The 18,751-nt window shown below is 71.9% G+C and carries 15 protein-coding genes; 13 read left to right on the top strand and 2 right to left on the bottom strand.

The features are described from left to right. Window positions 1–24: 24 nt before the first annotated feature. From AC07DO_RS34965 to AC07DO_RS34940, 6 genes are all read left to right on the top strand, one after another. Window positions 25–1,200 carry a 3-deoxy-7-phosphoheptulonate synthase gene (locus AC07DO_RS34965; RefSeq protein ID WP_479065646.1) on the top strand — a complete coding sequence of 392 codons (1,176 nt, stop codon included), beginning with the start codon at window positions 25–27 and terminating at the stop codon, window positions 1,198–1,200. Between the two features lie 104 nt (window positions 1,201–1,304). After that, window positions 1,305–1,928, top strand: a complete 624-nt coding sequence (locus tag AC07DO_RS34960; RefSeq protein ID WP_479065644.1) for an isochorismatase family protein — start codon at window positions 1,305–1,307, stop codon at window positions 1,926–1,928. Beyond that, complete coding sequence (locus AC07DO_RS34955) at window positions 1,925–3,856, top strand: anthranilate synthase family protein (RefSeq protein WP_479065642.1); 1,932 nt, start codon at window positions 1,925–1,927, stop codon at window positions 3,854–3,856. Before AC07DO_RS34960 ends, AC07DO_RS34955 begins: the two co-directional genes overlap by 4 nt. 80 nt (window positions 3,857–3,936) lie before the next feature. Further along, window positions 3,937–4,629, top strand: coding sequence for a phenazine biosynthesis FMN-dependent oxidase PhzG (phzG, locus tag AC07DO_RS34950; protein ID WP_479065640.1), 693 nt, complete (start codon window positions 3,937–3,939; stop codon window positions 4,627–4,629). Window positions 4,630–4,666: 37 nt separating this feature from the next. Beyond that, window positions 4,667–5,173, top strand: a complete 507-nt coding sequence (locus AC07DO_RS34945) for a PhzA/PhzB family protein (RefSeq protein WP_479065638.1) — start codon at window positions 4,667–4,669, stop codon at window positions 5,171–5,173. Between the two features lie 460 nt (window positions 5,174–5,633). Further along, window positions 5,634–6,746 (top strand): polyprenyl synthetase family protein, encoded by a 1,113-nt coding sequence (locus AC07DO_RS34940; protein ID WP_479065636.1) that lies wholly within the window; start codon window positions 5,634–5,636, stop codon window positions 6,744–6,746. A gap of 244 nt (window positions 6,747–6,990) precedes the next feature. On the opposite strand, the gene AC07DO_RS34935 is transcribed toward AC07DO_RS34940, so the two are convergent. Beyond that, entirely contained in the window at window positions 6,991–8,493 is a 1,503-nt protein-coding gene (locus tag AC07DO_RS34935; protein ID WP_479065634.1) for a multicopper oxidase family protein, read from the bottom strand. A gap of 358 nt (window positions 8,494–8,851) precedes the next feature. Beyond that, a complete protein-coding gene (locus AC07DO_RS34930; protein WP_479065632.1) occupies window positions 8,852–9,907 on the bottom strand; it encodes a methyltransferase in 1,056 nt (351 codons plus the stop codon). A 286-nt stretch (window positions 9,908–10,193) separates the two neighbouring features. Between AC07DO_RS34930 and AC07DO_RS34925 the strand changes: the two genes are divergently transcribed. From AC07DO_RS34925 to AC07DO_RS34895, 7 genes are all read left to right on the top strand, one after another. Then, the gene (locus tag AC07DO_RS34925; RefSeq protein ID WP_479065630.1) at window positions 10,194–11,045 is read left to right on the top strand and encodes an aromatic prenyltransferase; all 852 of its coding nucleotides are present in this window, start codon (window positions 10,194–10,196) and stop codon (window positions 11,043–11,045) included. A 1,130-nt stretch (window positions 11,046–12,175) separates the two neighbouring features. Beyond that, complete coding sequence (locus AC07DO_RS34920; protein ID WP_479065628.1) at window positions 12,176–13,777, top strand: prenyltransferase/squalene oxidase repeat-containing protein; 1,602 nt, start codon at window positions 12,176–12,178, stop codon at window positions 13,775–13,777. Window positions 13,778–13,871: 94 nt separating this feature from the next. Next, window positions 13,872–14,324 (top strand): hypothetical protein, encoded by a 453-nt coding sequence (locus AC07DO_RS34915; RefSeq protein ID WP_479065626.1) that lies wholly within the window; start codon window positions 13,872–13,874, stop codon window positions 14,322–14,324. A 167-nt stretch (window positions 14,325–14,491) separates the two neighbouring features. Then, window positions 14,492–15,436, top strand: coding sequence for an RNA polymerase sigma factor SigJ (gene sigJ / locus AC07DO_RS34910; RefSeq protein ID WP_479065624.1), 945 nt, complete (start codon window positions 14,492–14,494; stop codon window positions 15,434–15,436). A gap of 86 nt (window positions 15,437–15,522) precedes the next feature. Beyond that, on the top strand, window positions 15,523–16,449 hold the full coding sequence (locus tag AC07DO_RS34905) for an aromatic prenyltransferase (RefSeq protein ID WP_479065622.1): 927 nt from the start codon (window positions 15,523–15,525) through the stop codon (window positions 16,447–16,449). A 146-nt stretch (window positions 16,450–16,595) separates the two neighbouring features. Next, entirely contained in the window at window positions 16,596–18,110 is a 1,515-nt protein-coding gene (locus AC07DO_RS34900) for an MFS transporter (protein WP_479065621.1), read from the top strand. A gap of 162 nt (window positions 18,111–18,272) precedes the next feature. Then, window positions 18,273–18,698 carry a nuclear transport factor 2 family protein gene (locus AC07DO_RS34895; protein ID WP_479065619.1) on the top strand — a complete coding sequence of 142 codons (426 nt, stop codon included), beginning with the start codon at window positions 18,273–18,275 and terminating at the stop codon, window positions 18,696–18,698. Window positions 18,699–18,751: the final 53 nt, after the last annotated feature.

Here is an 18,751-nt window from a genome sequence, read left to right as displayed (position 1 = left end):
ACCACCGCTGGATCGGAGTACGTCATGAAAGACGTTATACGGGAGATTCGCATCCGCGGGGCACAACAACAACCCGAGTGGAGCGACCTGCCCCAGCTGAACCGCGTGGGCGAGGCCCTGGCCGCCCGCCCCGCCCTGGTCGAGGGCGACGACCTGGCCACCCTGCGCACCCTGCTGAGCAAGGTGGCCCAGGGCGAGGCGATGGTGCTGCAGTCCGGGGACTGCGCGGAGGACCCCCAGGAGTGCACCGGCCCCCAAGTGGCCCGCAAAGCCGCCCTGCTGGACCACCTGGCCGGCTCACTCGGCCTGATCACCGGCCGGCCCGTGCTGCGCGTGGGCCGCATCGCGGGACAGTTCGCCAAACCCCGCTCCAAGCCCACCGAGCACGTCGACGGCGTCGAACTGCCCGTCTTTCGCGGGCACATGGTCAACGGGCCCGAACCCGACCCGGAGAGCCGGCGCCCCGACCCGCTGCGCATCCTCACCGGCTACATGGCCGCCGGGGACATCATGGAACACCTGGGCTGGCGGGAGCGGGCCGCCGGCCGCGCCGTGGTGCAGCCGCCGGTGTGGACCAGCCACGAGGCACTGCTGCTGGACTACGAAACCCCCATGCTGCGCACCGACGACAAGGGCCGGCTGTTCCTGGGCTCCACGCACTGGCCCTGGATCGGCGAGCGCACCCGCCAGGTGGAAGGCGCGCACGTGGCACTGCTCTCCCAGGTCAGCAACCCGGTGGCCTGCAAGGTGGGGCCCTCCATGGAACCCGCCGAACTGCTGGCCCTGTGCGAGCGCCTGGACCCCTGGCGCGACCCGGGACGCCTCACCCTGATCGCCCGGATGGGCGTGAACGCCGTCGCCGACCGGCTGCCGCCGCTGGTGGAAGCCGTCCGCGAGGCCGGACACCCGGTCATCTGGCTGAGCGACCCGGTGCACGGCAACACCGTCACCGCCCCCGGCGGCTACAAGACCCGCATGGTGGGGACCGTCGCACGGGAAGTCGCCGCCTTCACGGAGGCGGTGCGCGGGGCCGGCGGCACCGCCGGCGGCCTGCACCTGGAGGCCACCCCCGACGACGTCACCGAGTGCGCCGGCACCGAGGCCGACCTGGACCGGGTCGGCGAGCGCTACCTCTCGTGCTGCGACCCGCGCCTGAACCCCGCCCAGGCCCTGTCCGTGGTCTCGGCCTGGACCGCCTGACCCGGCCGCGGCCCGCCCCACAGCGGCCCGCCGCCCCGCCCCGCCGTCCCACCGCAGCGCCGTCGTGCCCCGCACGCGCCCCGCACCAAGCCGAGGACTGAGCCATGACCGGCATACCCGCCATCCAGCCCTACCCGCTGCCCGCCCACGGCGACCTGCCCGCGGCCGCCGTGTCCTGGACCGCCCAGGCCCACCGGTCGGTCCTGCTGGTCCACGACATGCAGCGCTACTTCCTCAAGCCCTTCCCCGACAGCCTGCGCGGGCCCCTCATCGACAACGCCGCGCAGCTGCGCGACCGGTGCGCCGCCCAGGGCATCCCCGTCGCCTACACCGCCCAGCCCGGCGGCATGAACGACCAGCAGCGCGGCCTGCTCAAGGACTTCTGGGGCCCGGGCATGCGGCCCGAGCCCCAGGACCGCCAGGTCGTCGACGCCCTGGCCCCCACCGAGAAGGACTGGCTGCTCACCAAGTGGCGCTACAGCGCCTTCTTCAAGACCGACCTGCTGGAGCGGATGCGCGCCGCCGGCCGCGACCAGCTCATCCTGTGCGGCGTCTACGCCCACGTCGGCGTCCTCGCCACCGCCGTCGACGCCTTCACACACGACATCCAGCCGTTCTTCGTCGCCGACGCCACCGCCGACTTCTCCCAGGACTACCACCGCTCGGCCCTCACCTACGCCGCCGAACGCTGCGCCCGGGTCACCACCGTCAAGGGGCTGTTCACATGAGGCCACACCCCACCCCCGGCCCGGACGGGCCCGCCGACCTGCTCACCGCGGCCCTCGCCGGCCACACCGAGGCGTTCGCGCTGCTGCACCGGCCCGGCGCCGCCGGCCCCGACGTCATCGACGTGCTGACCGGCACGGTCTCCCACCCCGCCACCCTGGCCGACATCCCGCTGCCCGACACCCCCCACCCCGGACCCCACACCCGCCACGAGACGCTGGTCATCGTCCCCTACCGGCAGCTGGCCGAACGCCAATTCGCCTGCGCCGACGACGGCACACCCCTGGTGGCCATGACCGTCACCGGCCAGCAGCAGCTCCCCCTGGCCCGGGCCCTCTCCCAGATCACCGACGTGCCCACCACCCTGGCCGGCGGCGGCTTCGACGTGGACGACACGGCGTACGAGGACGTGGTGCGCCGCATCACCAAGGAGATGATCGGCACCGGGGAGGGCGCCAACTTCGTCATCAAGCGCACCTTCGTCGCCGACATCACCGCCTACGGACCGCGCAGCGCCCCGGCCCTCTTCCGCCGGCTGCTGGAGCGCGAGTCCGGCGCGCACTGGACGTTTTTGATCCACACCGGCAGCCGCGTCCTGGTCGGCGCCTCACCCGAGCGGCACATCAGCCTCAAGGACGGGGTGGCGGTGATGAACCCGATCAGCGGCACCTACCGCTACCCGCCCTCGGGCTCCACCCTCGCGGGCGTCCTTGAGTTCCTCGGCGACCGCAAGGAGACCGACGAGCTCTACATGGTGCTGGACGAGGAACTGAAGATGATGGCCCGCATCTGCGAGGGCGGCGGCCGCGTGGTGGGCCCCTACCTCAAGGAAATGGCCAAGGTCGCGCACACCGAGTACTTCATCGAGGGACGCAGCGACCGCGACGTGCGCGACATCCTGCGCGAGACGATGTTCGCGCCCACCGTCACCGGCAGCCCGCTGGAGAGCGCCTGCCGGATCATCCAGCAGTACGAGCCCGGCGGCCGCGGCTACTACAGCGGCGCCGCCGCTTTGATCGGACGGGACGGGAACGGACAGCGCGTGATGGACTCCGCGATCCTGATCCGCACCGCCGACATCAGCCCCCAAGGCCGCCTGTCCATCGGGGTCGGCGCGACCATCGTGCGCCACTCCGACCCGGCCTCCGAGGCCGCCGAGACCCGCGCCAAGGCGGCCGGCCTGGTCGCCGCCCTCAACGGCGAGGAGAAGCAACGCTTCGCCGACCACCCCAGCGTGCGCCGGGCCCTGGAGGGGCGCAACGACTCCATCGCCGGGTTCTGGCTCTCCGACACCCGGGCCCGCACCGCCCAGCGGCCCGAACTGGCCGGCCGCCGGGTGCTGGTGGTGGACGCCGAGGACACCTTCACCTCGATGATCGACCAGCAGCTGCGCTCCCTGGGCCTTGAGGTCACCGTGCGCCGCTACGACCAGGACTACACCTTCGCCGGCCACGACCTGGTCGTGATGGGCCCGGGCCCGGGCGACCCGCAGGAAGTGGCCCACCCCAAGATGCGCCACCTGCACACCGCCGTGGCCACCCTGCTGCGCGAACAGCGGCCCTTCTTGGCCGTCTGCCTCAGCCACCAGGTCCTCGGACTCCAGCTGGGCCTGCCGCTGCGCCGCAGGAGCGTGCCCAACCAGGGCGTGCAGAAGGAGATCGGCCTGTTCGGCACCACCGAACACGTCGGCTTCTACAACACCTTCGCCCTGCTCAGCGACCACGACGAGTTCACCCCCGCCGGCCCGGCCACGGGCACGGTCCAGGTCAGCCGGGATACCGCCACCGGCGAGGTGCACGCCCTGCGCGGCCCGGGATTCGCCTCCCTGCAGTTCCACCCCGAATCCGTCCTGACCCGCAAAGGACCCCGCATCGTGGGCGCCACCCTGGCCGGCCTCCTGGCCCCGGCCCGCACCCCCGACCCGGCCTGAGCGGCCACCCACCAGACCGCCGGGCCGGCGCCCACCCCCGAGCGCCGGCCCGGCCCCCGCCCGCAGACAAGGACCACCTCATGCCCGACCTGTCCCAGCCCCGCCCCGCCCAGGCGCCCGGCGACACCCCGGCGCGGCGCTCGGAGACCCTCACCGCCACCCTCGAGGTCGACTTCCCCGAGTTCCGCACCCCGCCGGCCGAGCCGATGGGCCTGCTGGCCGCCTGGCTCAAGACGGCCACCGAGCAGGGCGTGCGCGAACCGCGCGCCCTGGCCCTGGCCACCGCCGACGAGCACGGCCGGCCCTCCTCACGGATCCTGGCCGTCAACCAGATCACCGACACCGGCATCGTGTTCATCACCCACGCCGGCAGCCGCAAGGGCCGCGAACTGGCCGCCAACCCCTACGCCTCCGGCGTGCTGTACTGGCGCGAGACCAGCCAGCAGATCACCGTGTCCGGACCGGTGCGCCGCCTGCCGCAGGACGAGGCCGAGGAACTGTGGGCGGCCCGCGCGGTGTTCACCCACCCCATGACCACCGTCTCCCAGCAGAGCCAGCCGGTACGCGACCTGGACCACTTCGAGGAGATCCGCGCCCAGGCGCTGCGGCTGGCCACCCCCGCCCGCCCGCTGCCCTGCCCGCCCACCTTCGTGGGCCTGTGCCTGGAGCCCGACGCGGTGGAGTTCTGGGCCAACGGCACCGACCGGCTCCACGAACGCCTGCGCTACGAGCGCACCGGCAGCGGCTGGAGCACCACCCGCCTGCAGCCCTGAGCCCCTCCCGCCTGCGCCGCGACACCCGGAGACACCCATGACCTCGCCCCAGCCCGCCCACACCGCCCCCGCCGCCCCGGTGTTCACCAGCCACCTCGAACTGCGCGCCCGCAACCGGCGGGCGGTGGAGCAGTACATGGAGACCGGCCCCGAGGCCCGGCTGCGCCGCTACACCCTCTACACCGAGGACGGCACCACGGCCCTGTTCCACACCGACATCGGCCGGCCCATCGTGGTCCAGGGCCGCGCCAAGCTGCAAAAGCACAACGAGCTGTCGCTCAAGGTGCTGCCCGACTGGCAGTGGTCCAACGTCCAGATCTACGAGACCCAGGACCCGGCCGTCATCTGGGTGGAGTGCGACGGCGAGGGCACCATCCGCTTCCCCGGCTATCCCGAGGGCACCTACCGCAACCACTTCATCCACGGCTTCACCCTGCGCGACGGACAGATCGCCGCCAGCCGCGAATACACCAACCCCATCGAGCACATGCGCGCCCTGAGCATCGAAACCCCGCACATCAAGCGGGACTGGATCCCCTCCTGACCCGCACCCGCACAGAGCCGCGGGACGAAAAACGGGGCCGGCGGCCTGACGGCCGACGGCCCCGCGGGGCAATCAAGGCGCCCTGAGCCGGGACCGCCGCTGCGGGCGGGGGAGCCGGACAGTACGCACGGGCCCGGCTCAGGGCCGTTTCGCGGGGCCGCCCCGGGGACATCGCACCGCATGCGCGGCATGTCAGCTCCAGGCGGCCCGCGGCAGCGGCCGGCCTGGTGATCCACGAATGGAGACCACGTCCACGACATTCTCCTGGCATAGGGGTGAGCGACTTCGAAGCCGAAGTCCCAGGCGACCGGGCGGCGCGGAGCGGGCTGCCGGGGGACGGGGCCCGCACCGCATCGCGGTCTCTGCTCTGTACGACGAAGCAGACCCCCGAGATGTGAGGTGACGCGCGTCACCCCGCACTTTCACCGAGGGCCCGCCCTCACCGACCGAGAGGGACAGCATGACCAGCACCCGACCCGGGGCAGCCCCCCGCACCGACGGCGACGAGGCCGCCACCGCCCGCGCCGTCGACGGCGCGCTGCGGGAGTTCTTCACCGCCCGCCGGGCCGAGGCCCAGGCCATCAGCCCGGCCTACACGGCCGCGGTCGCCGAACTGGAGAGCTACGTACTGCGCGGCGGCAAACGCGTGCGGCCCACCTTCGCCCGGCTGGGCTGGCTCGGCGCCGGCGGCCAGGACACCGACCCCACCGCCCCGGCGGTCCTGCGCACCTGCGCCGCCCTCGAACTGCTCCACGCCTCGGCCCTCATCCACGACGACGTCATCGACGCCGCCCCCACCCGCCGCGGCGCCCCCGCCGCACACATCACGTTCGCCGACCGGCACCGCGCCCAGTGCTGGTCGGGGGAGGCCGACCTGTTCGGCACCGGCGCCGCGATCCTCATCGGCGACCTCGCCCAGGCCTGGGCCGACGACATGATCCGCACCGCCGGACTGCCCGCCCCGGCACAGCAGCGGATCGCCCCCGTCTGGTCGGCGCTGCGCACCGAGGTGCTGTGCGGCCAGCTGCTCGACCTGACCGCCGAGGCCGCCGCCGTGGAGGACATCGCCACACCGCTGCTGGTCAACCACTACAAGACCGCCTCCTACACGGTCGAACGCCCGCTGCACATCGGCGCCGCCATCGCCGGCGCCGACAGCGAACTCATCGCCGCCTACCGCGCGTTCGGCCTCGACATCGGCATCGCCTTCCAGCTGCGCGACGACCTGCTGGGCGTGTTCGGCACCCCGCGGGAGACCGGCAAGCCCTCCGGCGGCGACCTGATCCAGGGCAAACGCACCGTGCTGTTCGCCCTCGCGCTGCAGTACGCCGACGAACGCGACCCGGACGCGGCGAAGTTCCTCCGCACGAAGATCGGCACGGACATCACCGCCGGCGAACTGGACACGATGCGCGCCGTCATCACCGACGTCGGCGCCGTGGCCCACGTCGAACGCGACATCACCGCCCGCACCCGACGCGCCCTGACCGCCCTGGACACCAGCAGCGCCGGCGCCGGCGCCAAGGAGCAGCTGCGCGCCCTGGCGATCAGCGCGACCCAGCGGACCTCCTGAGGCGCCCGCACCCCTGAGGTGCGCCCGCACACCCCGACGGCCCCGGTTTCCCGGGGCCGTCATTTTTTTGCCCGGACCGGGCCGGGCCCGCCTCACGTTCTGGGGGGCTGTGTCGTCGTAGAGGCACCGGTGGGGGATCGAGTCATCCTGTTCCCCCGGCAGGTGACCCGACCGGGTCACTCGATCCCCCACCCGGACCCGCAGCCCTCAAAGGCCCCGAAGGGCCTTCACGGGCCGTGCCCCATCACCGGCGGGCGCTGCGCGCCCGGGTGACGCGGAAGTTCGCCATCATGCCCATCGCCGCGTGGTCGAACATGTGGCAGTGGTACACGTAGGTGCCCTCGTAGCCGGTGAACGTCGCCTGCACCTTGACCGTCTCCCCGGGCATCACCGAGACGGTGTCCTTCAGCCCGCTCTCGGGCCCCGAGGTGACCGGCCGGCCGCCCCGCTCCAGCACCCGGAACTGCACCAGGTGCATGTGGAAGTTGTGCGGGACGCGGGTGTTGGCGTTGCGCACGCTCCAGATCTCCGTGGCCCCGTACTCGACCTCGGTGTCGATCCGGTCCATGTCGTAGGTCTTGCCGTTGATGAGCGAGTCGGTGGTCGCCCCGCTCTCGTCCGTGTACAGCTCGATGCTGCGGTTGACCGTGGCGGTGCCCAGCGCGGGCAGCGTGCGCAGCACCGCGGGCACGGTGCTGGAGTCGGCGACCGCAGCGGTCACCCGGAACTGCAGGACCCGGCCGATCTGCTCGGCGGGATCGTCGGGATACCGCGCCGCGGTGTTCTCCAGGACCAGCGTGGTGCCGGCCGGATACCGCGAGAAGTCCACGACCAGGTCGGCGCGTTCCCCCGGCGAGAGCGGCACCGAGGTCACCTCCACCGGCTTCTCCAGCAGCCCGCCGTCACCCCCGATCTGCTGGAGCGCCGAGCCGTCGGACAGCTTGAGCGTGTAGAACCGCATGTTGGACATGTTGAACAGGCGCAGGCGGTACTTGCGGGCGGCGACCTGGAAGTAGGGCCAGGCCTTGCCGTTGGCCAGCAGCACACGGCGCTTGCGGTCGCCCATCGCGTACACGAGCTGACCGGTGTCGTCCAGGCGCGCGTCGCTCAGCGCGATCGGCACGTCATAGGCGCCCGAGGGCAGGTTCAGCTTCTGCTCCACGGTGTCGGTGAGCAGGTAGAAGCCGGTCAGCCCGCGGTAGACGGTCTCCGCCTCGTAGTGGTGGGCGTGGTCGTGGAACCACAGGTTCGCGTGCGGCTGGCTGTTGGGATAGGTGTACGTCTTGGTGGCGCCGCCGGTCGCGACCAGGTCCATGGGAGAGCCGTCGCTGCTCTCGGGCACGTGGGCGCCGTGCAGGTGGACCGAGGCGGGCACGGGCAGCTGGTTGGTCTGCTGGACCACGACGCGCCGCCCGGAGACCGCCTTGATGAGCGGGCCGGGGAAGCTGCCGTTGAAGGTCCGCACCCGGGTCGTGTAGCCGGGCACGAGCTGGGCGTCCACCTCCTTCATGGTCATCTTGTAGTAGGTGGCGGTGCTGGACACCGCGCTGGGCTGCAGCACCTTGGGCAGCGGCATCGGCTGCGTGAACTGCGCGATGGTGGTCGGGTCCAGGTCGGCGGCCTGGGCGGGAGCGGCATCGGCCTGGGCCGGAGCGGCGTCGGCCAGGGCGGGCACCAGCAGGCCCGCGCTGCCGAGCGTGCCGGTGAGGGCGGCGCCCGTCTTGAGGACGGTTCTGCGCTGGATCATGGTGTTTCTCCCCCGTGGAGTGCGGTGGTGAGGCGGGCGCGCACGGACGTGTGGCCCGCGGGGCATGCGGTGGTCGGCAGGGGTGCGTGCACCGGGCGGGGACGGCCCGCCCGCAGCACGCGCCGGGCTCTTGGCGGCCGGACGCGGGCAGCCCCGCACGGCCGCGCGGCACCGCGGCGCGGCCGGGCTGCGCCCCCGCCCGGGCGGTCCGGGCGGCCCGGGCGGCGCCGGCCCCCGGTCGAAGGGGCACGGGCCGGGCCCGGGGCAGGGGCGGACAGAGGTGCGAATACCGGTGCCGGGAGCCCGCGGCGCCCGGCAGAGAGAGCGGGCCGGCCGGGAGGCCGGCGGGGCGGGCGGCTCAGGCCCCGGCGGCCGGCACCGCCTCGACCACGTCGGCGTGCGGGGAGGGCTCCAGGAAGCGCGAGACCTCAAAGCCCGCGGTGGTGAGCAGCTCCTCGTACTCCGCGCGGGTGCGGTTGCGTCCGTTGAGGACCGTCATCATCATCAGGTCCACCGTCTTGCCGGGGTGGGGTTCGTTGCCCGCCGGGATCATGGGGTTGGCGACCAGGAGCCGCCCGTGCGCGGGCATCGCCCGGCGGCAGGTGCGCAGGATGTTCACGCACTGCTCGTCGGGCCAGCTGGCCAGCACCTGCTTGAGGAAGTAGACGTCGGCGCCGGCGGGCACGGAGACGAAGAAGTCCCCGGCCTGCGTGCTCCAGCGGCCGGCCAGGTCCGGGGTGTCCAGGACGTGCCCGGCCACCACGTTCTCCAGGTCGAACAGGACGCCCGTCAGCTGCGGGTTGCGCCGCAGGATGGAGCGCAGCAGCCCGCCCTGCCCGCCGCCCACGTCCACCAGCGTCTTGGCCTCGGAGAAGTCGCAGGCCTCGGCGATGTCGTCGCTCAGCGCCTCGGAGACCGACGCCATCGCGGTGTTGAAGGCCTGCCCGAAGTCCGGGTTGCCGGCCACGTACTTGTAGAAGGACGTGCCGTACTGGCTCTCGAAGGCGGTGGTGCCGGTGCGCACGGCCTCGTGCAGACGGCCCGCCGGCTCCCAGAAGGGCGCCTCGCCGCACACCGTGATGTACTCGCGCAGCGAACGCGGGGAGTCCGTGCGCAGCGGCTGTGCGCGCGGGGTGAGGTGGAAGCGGCCCTCCTCGTCCTCGCGGAAGACCTCCTTGGTGGCCAGGTAGCGCAGAATCCGGTAGAGGAACGGCGCGTTGACCCCCACCGCCGCGGCGAGCTCCTCGGCCGTGCGGGGCCCGTCCACCAGATGGTCGGCGACACCGAAGCGCGCGGCGCTGCTCAGCGCCGCCGAGTACATGTAGGCCAGGGAGAGTTCGAGCAGCTCGCCCGTCGCCTCAGCGCTGTCGGATGCCTGCGGGCCCTCTGCGGCCGCGGACTGTGTGACTGCCATCGACAAGGTCCTTCTCTCATCTGTCCGAATTCCAGGGGGCGCACGCAGGCGTGCGCAGACCTGGCAGGTAGATATCCAGCCTCCTTGCGGTCCGTCGGATTCCGCTCGAGAGACGCAAGAGTGCGTCCCCACGGGCAGTTCAGCGCTTCTTGACCAGGGGTCGAGCCAAGGCAACGATATTGAGCCAGAACGGTGCCGGACAGCGCACCGTCGGGCGCGCGACAAACGGACTGTTTCGCGCCGCACACCGGGGGGTTTGATGTCTGGAAAAACCGATATTAGGCGTTTGTACGCGGCGGTGGAGGAATCGGCCGGGCTGTTAGGCCTCGCCTGCTCCCGCGAGCGGATGTGGCCGGTCCTGACCGCCTTTCAGGACGTGATCGATGCCGTCGTCTTCAACACGGTGGCGGGCGAGGGCCTCTCCTTCGACTTCAGCACGCCGGTGAGCGCCGGCGACCCCTACGAACGGGCCCTGGCGCACGGCCTCGTCGAGGAGACGGACCACCCCGTGCGCGCCCTCTTCGCCGACCTGCGGGCGTGCCTGCCCGTGCACGGCTACGGCGTCGACTACAGCATCACCAGCGGCTTCAACAAGGCCTACGCGCTCTTCCCGATGGACCGCCGCCAGGAACTGGCCCGCCTGGCCGACGTCCCCGCCATGCCGCCGGGCCTGGCCGAGCAGATGAGCACGTTCGCCGCCCACGGCCTGGACGGCAAGGTCTCCGCCATCGCGATCGACTACGCGAGCCGGACGTGGAACGTGTACTTCAACGGGCTGTCCCCCCGGCAGATGGAACGCGGCGCCCTGCGGGCGATGATCGCCGACTTCGGCCTGCCCGACCCCAGCGAGCAGCTGCTGGACTTCGCCGAGGGCTCGGCGGCGCTGTATCCCACCTTCGGCTGGGACTCCGCCAAGATCGAACGGGTCAGCTTCTCCACCCGGACCACGGACCCGGCGGCACTTCCCGCCCAGATCGAGCCGCGGCTGGAGAAGCTCGCCAGGAACGCGCCCTACACCTACGAGGGCGAACGGATACTGGTGTACGCCGGGGTGCTCGCACCCGGCAGGGAGTACTACAAGCTCGCGGCCTACCACCACATGGCCTCCGCCCGCGACCGGGTCGGCACCCGCAACTGACCCGCACCGCCCGGCCCCGGGACCGACCAAGGCCCCGGGGCTGCGGCCCCGGGGTCGGGGGTCCGGGGGAGTGGTCCTGGGTCCGGGGGTCCGGGGGAGTGGTGCCGGGCTTGGGAGGCCGGGGGAGTGGTCCTGGGTCCGGGGGTCCGGGGGAGTGGTGCCGGGCCTGGGTGACCGGGGGAGTGGTGCCGGACCTGGGAGGTCGGGGAAGTGGTGCCGGACCTGGGAGACCGGGGAAGTGGTGCCGGGCCTGGGAGACCGGAGAAGTGGTCCCGGGCCTGGGACGCTGGGGGAGTGGTGCCGGGCCCGGGGGAGTGGTGCCCGGGCGCCCGCAACCGGCCCCGCACGCCCCGGTTTTGCCCGCGGTCCCCGACACTACCGCCCCGGCGCGGTACAGCCGCCGCCCTCCTGAGCCCCGCAACCGGCCCCCGGGAACCCGGAGTTCGGCAACTGCCCCTGGGGCGGCGCCGGATGGGCGATGGCCTCGTGAAAGGCCCGCCGTAGCGCCGGAAGGGACCACGGGTGCGCAACCACCCCCGAGGGAAGCGGGGTTGCCGCCGGGGGAGCGTGAACCGCTGCCCGCCGCAGTGCTGTTGACCTCACGGCTCGGCAAGCCGGCCCTCCGACGAACGGGCCCGAGGGGACGGGCCCGAGGGGGCGGGGTCGAGGGGGCGGGGTCGAGCGGCAACCGGCCCGCAGGGCACCGGAGTCGGCCGTACTCCGGGCAAGTGCCGGCAGTGCCCGCCGGCGAGGCACCAGCGCGCTTCGAGGAGCCCGCCGGCGCCGCACCGGCCGCGCACCAGGCCACCTTCCCGGCGCTCTTGTCCCGGGCGAGCCCGCCGTGTCACACTGTCTGCACGCTTTCCCTGCCCACATTCCGCCGAGCGGTGGTTGAGGTTTCCCTCCCGCCGAGCTCGGCGTTTTTTTGTCTCCGCGACCAGCACGGACCCGCACGAAGGCCCGCCCGCAGCCGGGCGGCCGACGCGTAGAGCCGGCGCGCCCGCGCCAGGCCCACACCCGCGCACCTTCCTCCCGCCGCGGTCGCACCGCCCTTCCGGCACGGGTCACCGGACCCCCTTCGACGTCCGGGCCCCGCCCTTCTTCGCTGTGCATCCGAAAGGAAACTGAGCATGAGTGATCGTCTGGTTGACTCCGTCGCCGGCGCCGCACCCCAACCGGTCACCGCCGGCGGCACCGGGCAGCGGTCCGGCGCCGAGGCGATGCGCAACCGGGTGGCACGCCACCTGGCCGTACAGGTGGACGGCGAGGGCGCCCTCAAGGACCGCTGCTCCGGCCGGATCATCGAATCCGCGCTGCTGCTGCTCCTGCTGCGCAAGGAGCGCGCGCTGCCCCGCGCCCAGAAGGAACTGCAGGAATACCTCCAGCGCGCCCAGCCCAAGGGCGCCCTGGAGGCCGTGGTCGTGGACGCGCTGCTGGGCCGGCCCTGCGACACCGGCGCCGTCCTCAAGGGCCAGGGCAAGTCCCGGCACGGCACCGGCGCCCGCAAGCGGCTCCTGCTGGACACGATCCTGGGCCTGTGCGGCCTGCTGCCCGACGGCGCCCGCCCCGACCCGCGGGACATCGGCCCCCGCCCGCAGGCGGTCTGGACGGAACTGACCCTGTGCGCGGCCACCATCCTGCACGCCCACGCCGGCTGGGGCTCGGGACCCGGCACCGCCTCCAAGGACGCCACCCACCAGCAGGAACTGCTCGAGCACCAGAACCTGCTCGTACGCCGGCTGGCCGCCTTCCCCACCCGCCGCGTGTGGGAGGGCAACGCCCTGGCCCACCTCGTGGCCCTGCACGCCCTGCACACCTACCGGCCCGGCTGCGACCTGATGCGCGACGGCATCCAGACCCTGGTCCAGCTGCGCGGCCCGGACGGCGGCGTGCCCTTCATCGACGGCCAGGAGGTCTTCGTGACCGCCCTGGCCGGCGTGGCCATCGCCGCCGCCCCCGGCCACGCGCGCCTGGCGGCCCGGATGGGTGAGTACATCGCCTCCCACCAGCAGGCCGACGGCGGCTGGGGCTACAACGAGACCACCACCCAGACCGACGTCGACGACACCGCCCGCTGCGTGGAGTTCCTGCGCCTGCTCGACCAGGACCGCTACCGGCACGGCATCGGGGGCGGCGAGGCCTACCTGCGCGCCCGGGCGAACGAGGAGGGCGGCTTCCCCACCTACCTGCGGGGCCACCCCTGGGACCTGGACATGACCGCGGGCGCCGTCATCGCCCTGCCCTGGGACAACCACGCCCACCTGCTCGCCCCCGCGGCCGAGGTGCTCATCGGCGCCCAGGACACCGACGGCAGCTTCGACCCCAGCTGGACCCTGAGCCTGCCCAGCGTCATCCTGCGCGTCCTGGACGCCCTGGCCCACATCCCCGCATCCGAGGAAGACCTGCGCCAGCGCGCCGCCGAGTGCACGGCCAAGGCGCTGGCCTACCTCGAGCGGTCCCAGAACAGCGACGGCGGCTGGGGCCACACCCCGGACAAGGAGAGCGACGTGCTCTCCACCGCCCAGGCCCTGGCCGCCCTCGTCCGCCACGCCCCGGGCACCGACCTGGCCAAGCCCCTGGCCTACCTGGAGGACCAGCAGCACGCCGACGGCGGCTTCACCTCGGTCCCCGACCAGGTCGGCCCGCGCCCGCTGCCCTTCGACTTCCCCGTCCTGGCCGACGTGCACGTGCTGACGGCACTCAACCGCGTGGTCGCCGAGGGCGCCGCCTGAGCGACCTCACAAACCCGGGCGCCGCATCGTCAGTCAAGTGTGATGAATGGCCAGGCACGTGATGGCCGAGTAACGGAAAGAAATGGGGATTTCGATGCACGACACCTCTTCCAAGGGTGCGCCCTCCCAGGCCGGGGCGGTCACGACGGCCCAGGTGGTGGACGGTCGTGGCACGGTGACGCTGATGCGGGTCGTGGCGGCCATCGGCTGTCTTGAGACGCTGGTGCAGGGCCTGTTGGCCGGCATGCTGCTCAACGGCGACGTCGACTCGATCGACCCGCACGGCGTCAACGCCTACATCTTCGAGCTCGTGGTGTTCCTCCAGGTCGTGACCGCCGTCCTGCTGTGGCGCCGCAACCGCTGGCTGACCTGGCCGCTGAAGGCGACCATCGGCATCCTGGTGTTCACCTTCACCCAGACCTTCCTGGGCCTGGAGAGCTCCCTGGCCGCGCACGTCACCCTGGGCGTGGCCCTGTGCGCGATGGAGACGGCGCTCGTCCTGCGCGTCTTCACCCTGCGCACGGACAGCACCACCACACCCGCCTGACCCCGCCGCCGGACACCAGGGCAGGCACCGGCACACTTTTCGCGGCCACGGCGGCACGACCGCCGTGGCCGCCCCCGTGCTCCCCGGCGGCCCCCACCGCTCACCGCCGGCCGCGCTGCCCGCCCCACCCCAAGACGGCAGACGCGACCCGAAAAGAGCCCCCCGCCATGAGCAGCCGATCCCCGCAGGACGACGACCGGCCGGACCCGAGCCTGAACGCGATCATGAACGAGCGGCGCCGGCTGATCAACCTCGCCTACCGGCTCCTGGGCTCGCTGGCCGACGCCGAGGACGTCGTGCAGGAGACCTACGTCCGCTGGTACGCGATGTCCCCCGCACGCCAGCAGGCCGTCGTCTCCCCGGGCGCCTGGCTGACCAAGGCCGCCAGCCGCATCTGCCTGGACCTGCTCGGCTCGGCCCGGATGCGCCGCGAGAGCTACGTGGGCGCCTGGATCCCCGAACCCGTGCCCGACCGCACCGAATGGGCCGCCGTGCGCCCCTCGGGCACCGCGACCGACCCCGCCGACCGGATCACCCTGGACGAGTCGGTCAGCATGGCCTTCCTCGTCGTCCTGGAATCCCTCACCCCCGCCGAACGCGTCGCGTTCATCCTGCACGACGTCTTCCGCTACCCCTTCAACGACATCGCCGACATCGTCGGGCGCACCCCGGCCTCCTGCCGCCAGCTGGCCACCTCCGCACGCCGCCGCATCCGCGACACCCGCGCCCCCGGCCGGCCCAGCCGCCACCAGGCCGACGTCGTCCGCAACTTCAAGCAGGCCTGGGAGGCCAAGGACATCGGCGCCCTCATCGGCTTCCTGGACCCCAGCGCCGTCTCGGTCGCCGACACCGGCGGCCTGGTGGAGGCCGGCGCCCGCTCCATCGAAGGCCCCGAGCCGATCGCGTACGGCCTGATCGACCTCCTGGACCGGATGCCCGACCTGGCCATCCTGGAACGCATGGTCAACGGCCGGCCCGGCCTGGTGATCGAACACCACGGCGCCATCGTCACCGTCCTGGCCATGGAGGCCACCGGCGACCGCATCACCCACATGTGGGTCATGCGCAATCCCGAAAAACTCCGGGAATGGCGCACAGAACCACAGGACTGAACCGTGCGGCTGGATTCAACCGGAACTCCAGCCAACCTACCCATAATCAGGTTTGTAAATGAATTACGTGAATCCGCGGAGGACAAATGTCTGAGAACAGCGAGTTTGCCGATCTCTACTCAGCCATTGAGGAATCGGCCCGAGTGCACGAGGTTCCCTACGCGCACGACAAGGTGCGATCCGTCCTGACCGCGTACAAGGACACCATCACCCCGGCCACCCCCATCGCTTTCCGCATGGGCACCGGCGCACGCTATTCCAGCGACGTCGACTGGCGCTTCCCGATCCCCGTCACCGACGGCCCGAACCCCTACGAGGTCGCACTGCGGCACGGGCTGCTCGAGCGCACCGACCACCCCGTCTTCTCCCTCTACGCAGAGGTCCTGGAGCGGTGCAAGGTCCACTGCTACGGCATCGACTTCGGTGCCGCCAGCGGCCTCAACAAGCTGTACGTGGCCTTCCCGCCGGAAGAGATGGAGCCGCTCTCCAAGCTCCTGGACCTGCCCTCCATGCCGCGCGGCGTGGCCGAGAACTACGACTTCTTCGCGCGCCACGACATGGACCGCGCCCAGATGCCGATGTTCGCGATCGACTACCGCGACCGCACGGTGAACGTGTACTTCAACGGGCTCTCCGCCAAGGCCCTCGAGCCCGACAGCATCCGGTCGATCTTCCGCGACCTGGAACTGCCCGAGCCGAGCGAGCGGGTGCTCAAGCTGAGCGAACAGGCCATCGGCGCCTACGCCACCCTGAGCTGGGACTCCCCCAAGATCGAGCGGTTCGCCTTCACCATCCCCGGCACCAACCCGGCAGACCTCCCGGTGGAGATGGAACCCGAGATCGCCAAGTTCCTCGACTCGATCGGCGACCAGGCCATCGGCGACCGGTTCGTCTACTACGCCGCCATGTCCTCGACCGGCGAAGAGGTCTACAAGTTCCAGGTGTACTACCAGTTCAAGCCCTGGCTGGACTCGATGATGAGCCCCGGCTCCGACGAGAGCCACAGCGGCTGACCCCTCCTTGCCGCCGCCCGGCGCCCGCCCCCGGGCCCAGCCGCGCCGTCCCACGGGCCGACCTCACAAAGCCGGTCGCTGCGTCGTCGTAGTGAGTGAGGCCTCGAGAGTTCGATACATGGAACACGTGGAACAAGGAGAAGATCATGGCAACACAGAGCGCGGCTCCCGCGGCTGGGCCGGGCGCAGGCGCGGCGGCGGACCCAAGGCGGTGGCTCCTGCTGGCCGTCATCTGTTGTGCCTACCTCATGGTCGGTCTCGACCTGGCCGTCATGAACCTCGCACTCCCCGACGCGCAGCAGGACCTCGGCTTCTCGGACGGCGACCGGCAGTGGATCGTGACCGCCTACGCGCTCCCGCTGGGAAGCCTGCTGCTGTTCTGCGGCCGGCTGACCGACCTGATCGGCCGTAAGCAGGCCCTGCTGATCGGACTGGCCGGCTTCGCGGGCGCCTCGGCCCTGGGCGGCGCCGCGAACAGCTTCGGCACGCTGGTGACGGCCCGCGCCTTCCAGGGCGCCTTCGCCGCCCTGCTGTCGCCGGCCTGCCTGTCCGTGGTGACCACCACCTTCACCGACCCCAAGGAGCGCGGCAAGGCCTTCGGCGCCCTGGGCGGCGTGATGGCCGCCGGCGGCGGCCTGGGCCTGATCGTCGGCGGTGCGCTGACCGACGGCCTCGACTGGCGCTGGTGCATGTACATCAACCTGCTCTTCGCCGGTGTGGCGTTCTTCGGCATCGTGACGCTCCTGGCCAAGCAGCCCAAGGCGGGCGCCCGCCTGGACATCCCCGGCGTGGTCAGCGCATCCGGCGGCATGTTCTGCCTGGTCTACGGCTTCTCCAACGCCGAGGAGAGCTGGAGCCAGCTCTCGACGTGGGGCTTCCTCGTCCTGGGCGCGGTACTGCTGTTCGTCTTCGCGACCTGGCAGACACGCGCCGCGAACCCGCTGGTGCCGCCCCGCGTCGTCCTGGACCGCAACCGCGGCGGCGCCTACATCACCATGCTGTTCGTCGGAGCCGGCTTCTTCAGCCTGCTGCTGTTCCTCGTCTACTACATGCAGACCATCCTGGGATACTCGGCGATCAAGGCGGGCTGCGCCATGCTGCCCACCGTCGTGTGCACCATCGTGGTCACCGGCATCGGCGGCTCGAAGGTGGTCCCCAAGGTCGGCCCCAGGCCCATGGTCCCCGCCGGCCTGCTGGTCAGCGGGCTCGGCCTGGGCTGGCTGTGGTTCATCGAGATGGACTCCACCTACCTGTCCGCCCTGCTCGGCCCGCTCGTCGTGATCGGCATCGGCATGGGCCTGATCTACTCCGCGGTGGCCAACACCGGCACCTCCGGGGTGGAACTGAAGGACGCCGGCGTCGCCTCCGCGTGCGTCAACACCGGACAGCAGCTCGGCGGCGCCATCGGCACCGCGCTGTTCAACACCATCGCCGCCAACAAGGCCGCCGACTGGCTGGCCGGCCACGCCGAGGCCCGGCCCACCCCGGGCCAGATCCAGCAGGCCTCGCTCGAGGGCTACTCCACGGTCTTCGCCTGGGCCGGCTGCTCCCTGGCCTTCGCCGCCGTCGTGGCCGCCCTGCTGCTGCGCAGCGGCCCGCTGCCCACCGCGGAGACCGCCGCGAAGGAGCCGGCGGAGCCGGCCGTGGCCGACCGGGTCTGAGACACCCCCCCCGGCAACACGGCACGGCACTGACAGCACGGCACGGTTGAGAGACGGCCCCGGGTTATCCCGGGGCCGTCTTTTTCCGGTTTCCGGAGCGCCGGCCCCCGGTCTCTATCGTAATTCCAGCTCAGGTCGAGGAGAGGCTGCTGATAATTCGACATGAGTAATCACAAGGACATCATCAGGCAATACCTCGACGGCGTTCACCGTGCCGACCCGGAAGCGGTCCTTCCGCTGGTGACCGACGACGTCCTGATGGAGAAGAAGGGCCAGCCGGCCCTGCGCGGCAAGGACGTTCTCCGCGCCGTCATCGAGAACAAGGACGGTATTGCGCAAAAGGCCGTCGGCGAGAACATCGGCGAGGCCCCGCGCCCGCTCCACAAGGTCGAGCGCATGGTCGAGGAGGGAGACACCGTGGCCGTGAGCGGCACCGTCGTCGTGCCGCTGCCGAACGGGCAGCTGGAGATCCTCTTCTCCGACTTCATCACCTTCCGCGGTGACCTGATCAGCAGCCTGGAGAGCTACATGGTTCCCCCGGCCGCCCCGCCCGGCGCTCCCGGTGCCCCGGGTGCCCCGCAGGGCTGACACGCCCTGCGTCTTTTGCCACAGCGGCGCATGCAAACAGCGGGGCGGCCCCA

The organism is Streptomyces sp. NPDC045678 (assembly GCF_056432085.1).
Note: the sequence above shows the minus strand (reverse complement) of the source record. Positions and strands in the feature narration are given on the sequence as shown.

Excerpts from the sequence above, each read along its gene's own strand:
- AC07DO_RS34965 (WP_479065646.1), top strand. The coding sequence starts at position 25 with ATGAAAGACGTTATACGGGAGATTCGCATCCGCGGGGCACAACAACAA.
- AC07DO_RS34960 (WP_479065644.1), top strand. The coding sequence starts at position 1,305 with ATGACCGGCATACCCGCCATCCAGCCCTACCCGCTGCCCGCCCACGGC.
- AC07DO_RS34955 (WP_479065642.1), top strand. The coding sequence starts at position 1,925 with ATGAGGCCACACCCCACCCCCGGCCCGGACGGGCCCGCCGACCTGCTC.
- phzG (WP_479065640.1), top strand. The coding sequence starts at position 3,937 with ATGCCCGACCTGTCCCAGCCCCGCCCCGCCCAGGCGCCCGGCGACACC.
- AC07DO_RS34945 (WP_479065638.1), top strand. The coding sequence starts at position 4,667 with ATGACCTCGCCCCAGCCCGCCCACACCGCCCCCGCCGCCCCGGTGTTC.
- AC07DO_RS34940 (WP_479065636.1), top strand. The coding sequence starts at position 5,634 with ATGACCAGCACCCGACCCGGGGCAGCCCCCCGCACCGACGGCGACGAG.
- AC07DO_RS34935 (WP_479065634.1), bottom strand. The coding sequence starts at position 8,493 with ATGATCCAGCGCAGAACCGTCCTCAAGACGGGCGCCGCCCTCACCGGC.
- AC07DO_RS34930 (WP_479065632.1), bottom strand. The coding sequence starts at position 9,907 with ATGGCAGTCACACAGTCCGCGGCCGCAGAGGGCCCGCAGGCATCCGAC.
- AC07DO_RS34920 (WP_479065628.1), top strand. The coding sequence starts at position 12,176 with ATGAGTGATCGTCTGGTTGACTCCGTCGCCGGCGCCGCACCCCAACCG.
- AC07DO_RS34915 (WP_479065626.1), top strand. The coding sequence starts at position 13,872 with ATGCACGACACCTCTTCCAAGGGTGCGCCCTCCCAGGCCGGGGCGGTC.
- sigJ (WP_479065624.1), top strand. The coding sequence starts at position 14,492 with ATGAGCAGCCGATCCCCGCAGGACGACGACCGGCCGGACCCGAGCCTG.
- AC07DO_RS34905 (WP_479065622.1), top strand. The coding sequence starts at position 15,523 with ATGTCTGAGAACAGCGAGTTTGCCGATCTCTACTCAGCCATTGAGGAA.
- AC07DO_RS34900 (WP_479065621.1), top strand. The coding sequence starts at position 16,596 with ATGGCAACACAGAGCGCGGCTCCCGCGGCTGGGCCGGGCGCAGGCGCG.
- AC07DO_RS34895 (WP_479065619.1), top strand. The coding sequence starts at position 18,273 with ATGAGTAATCACAAGGACATCATCAGGCAATACCTCGACGGCGTTCAC.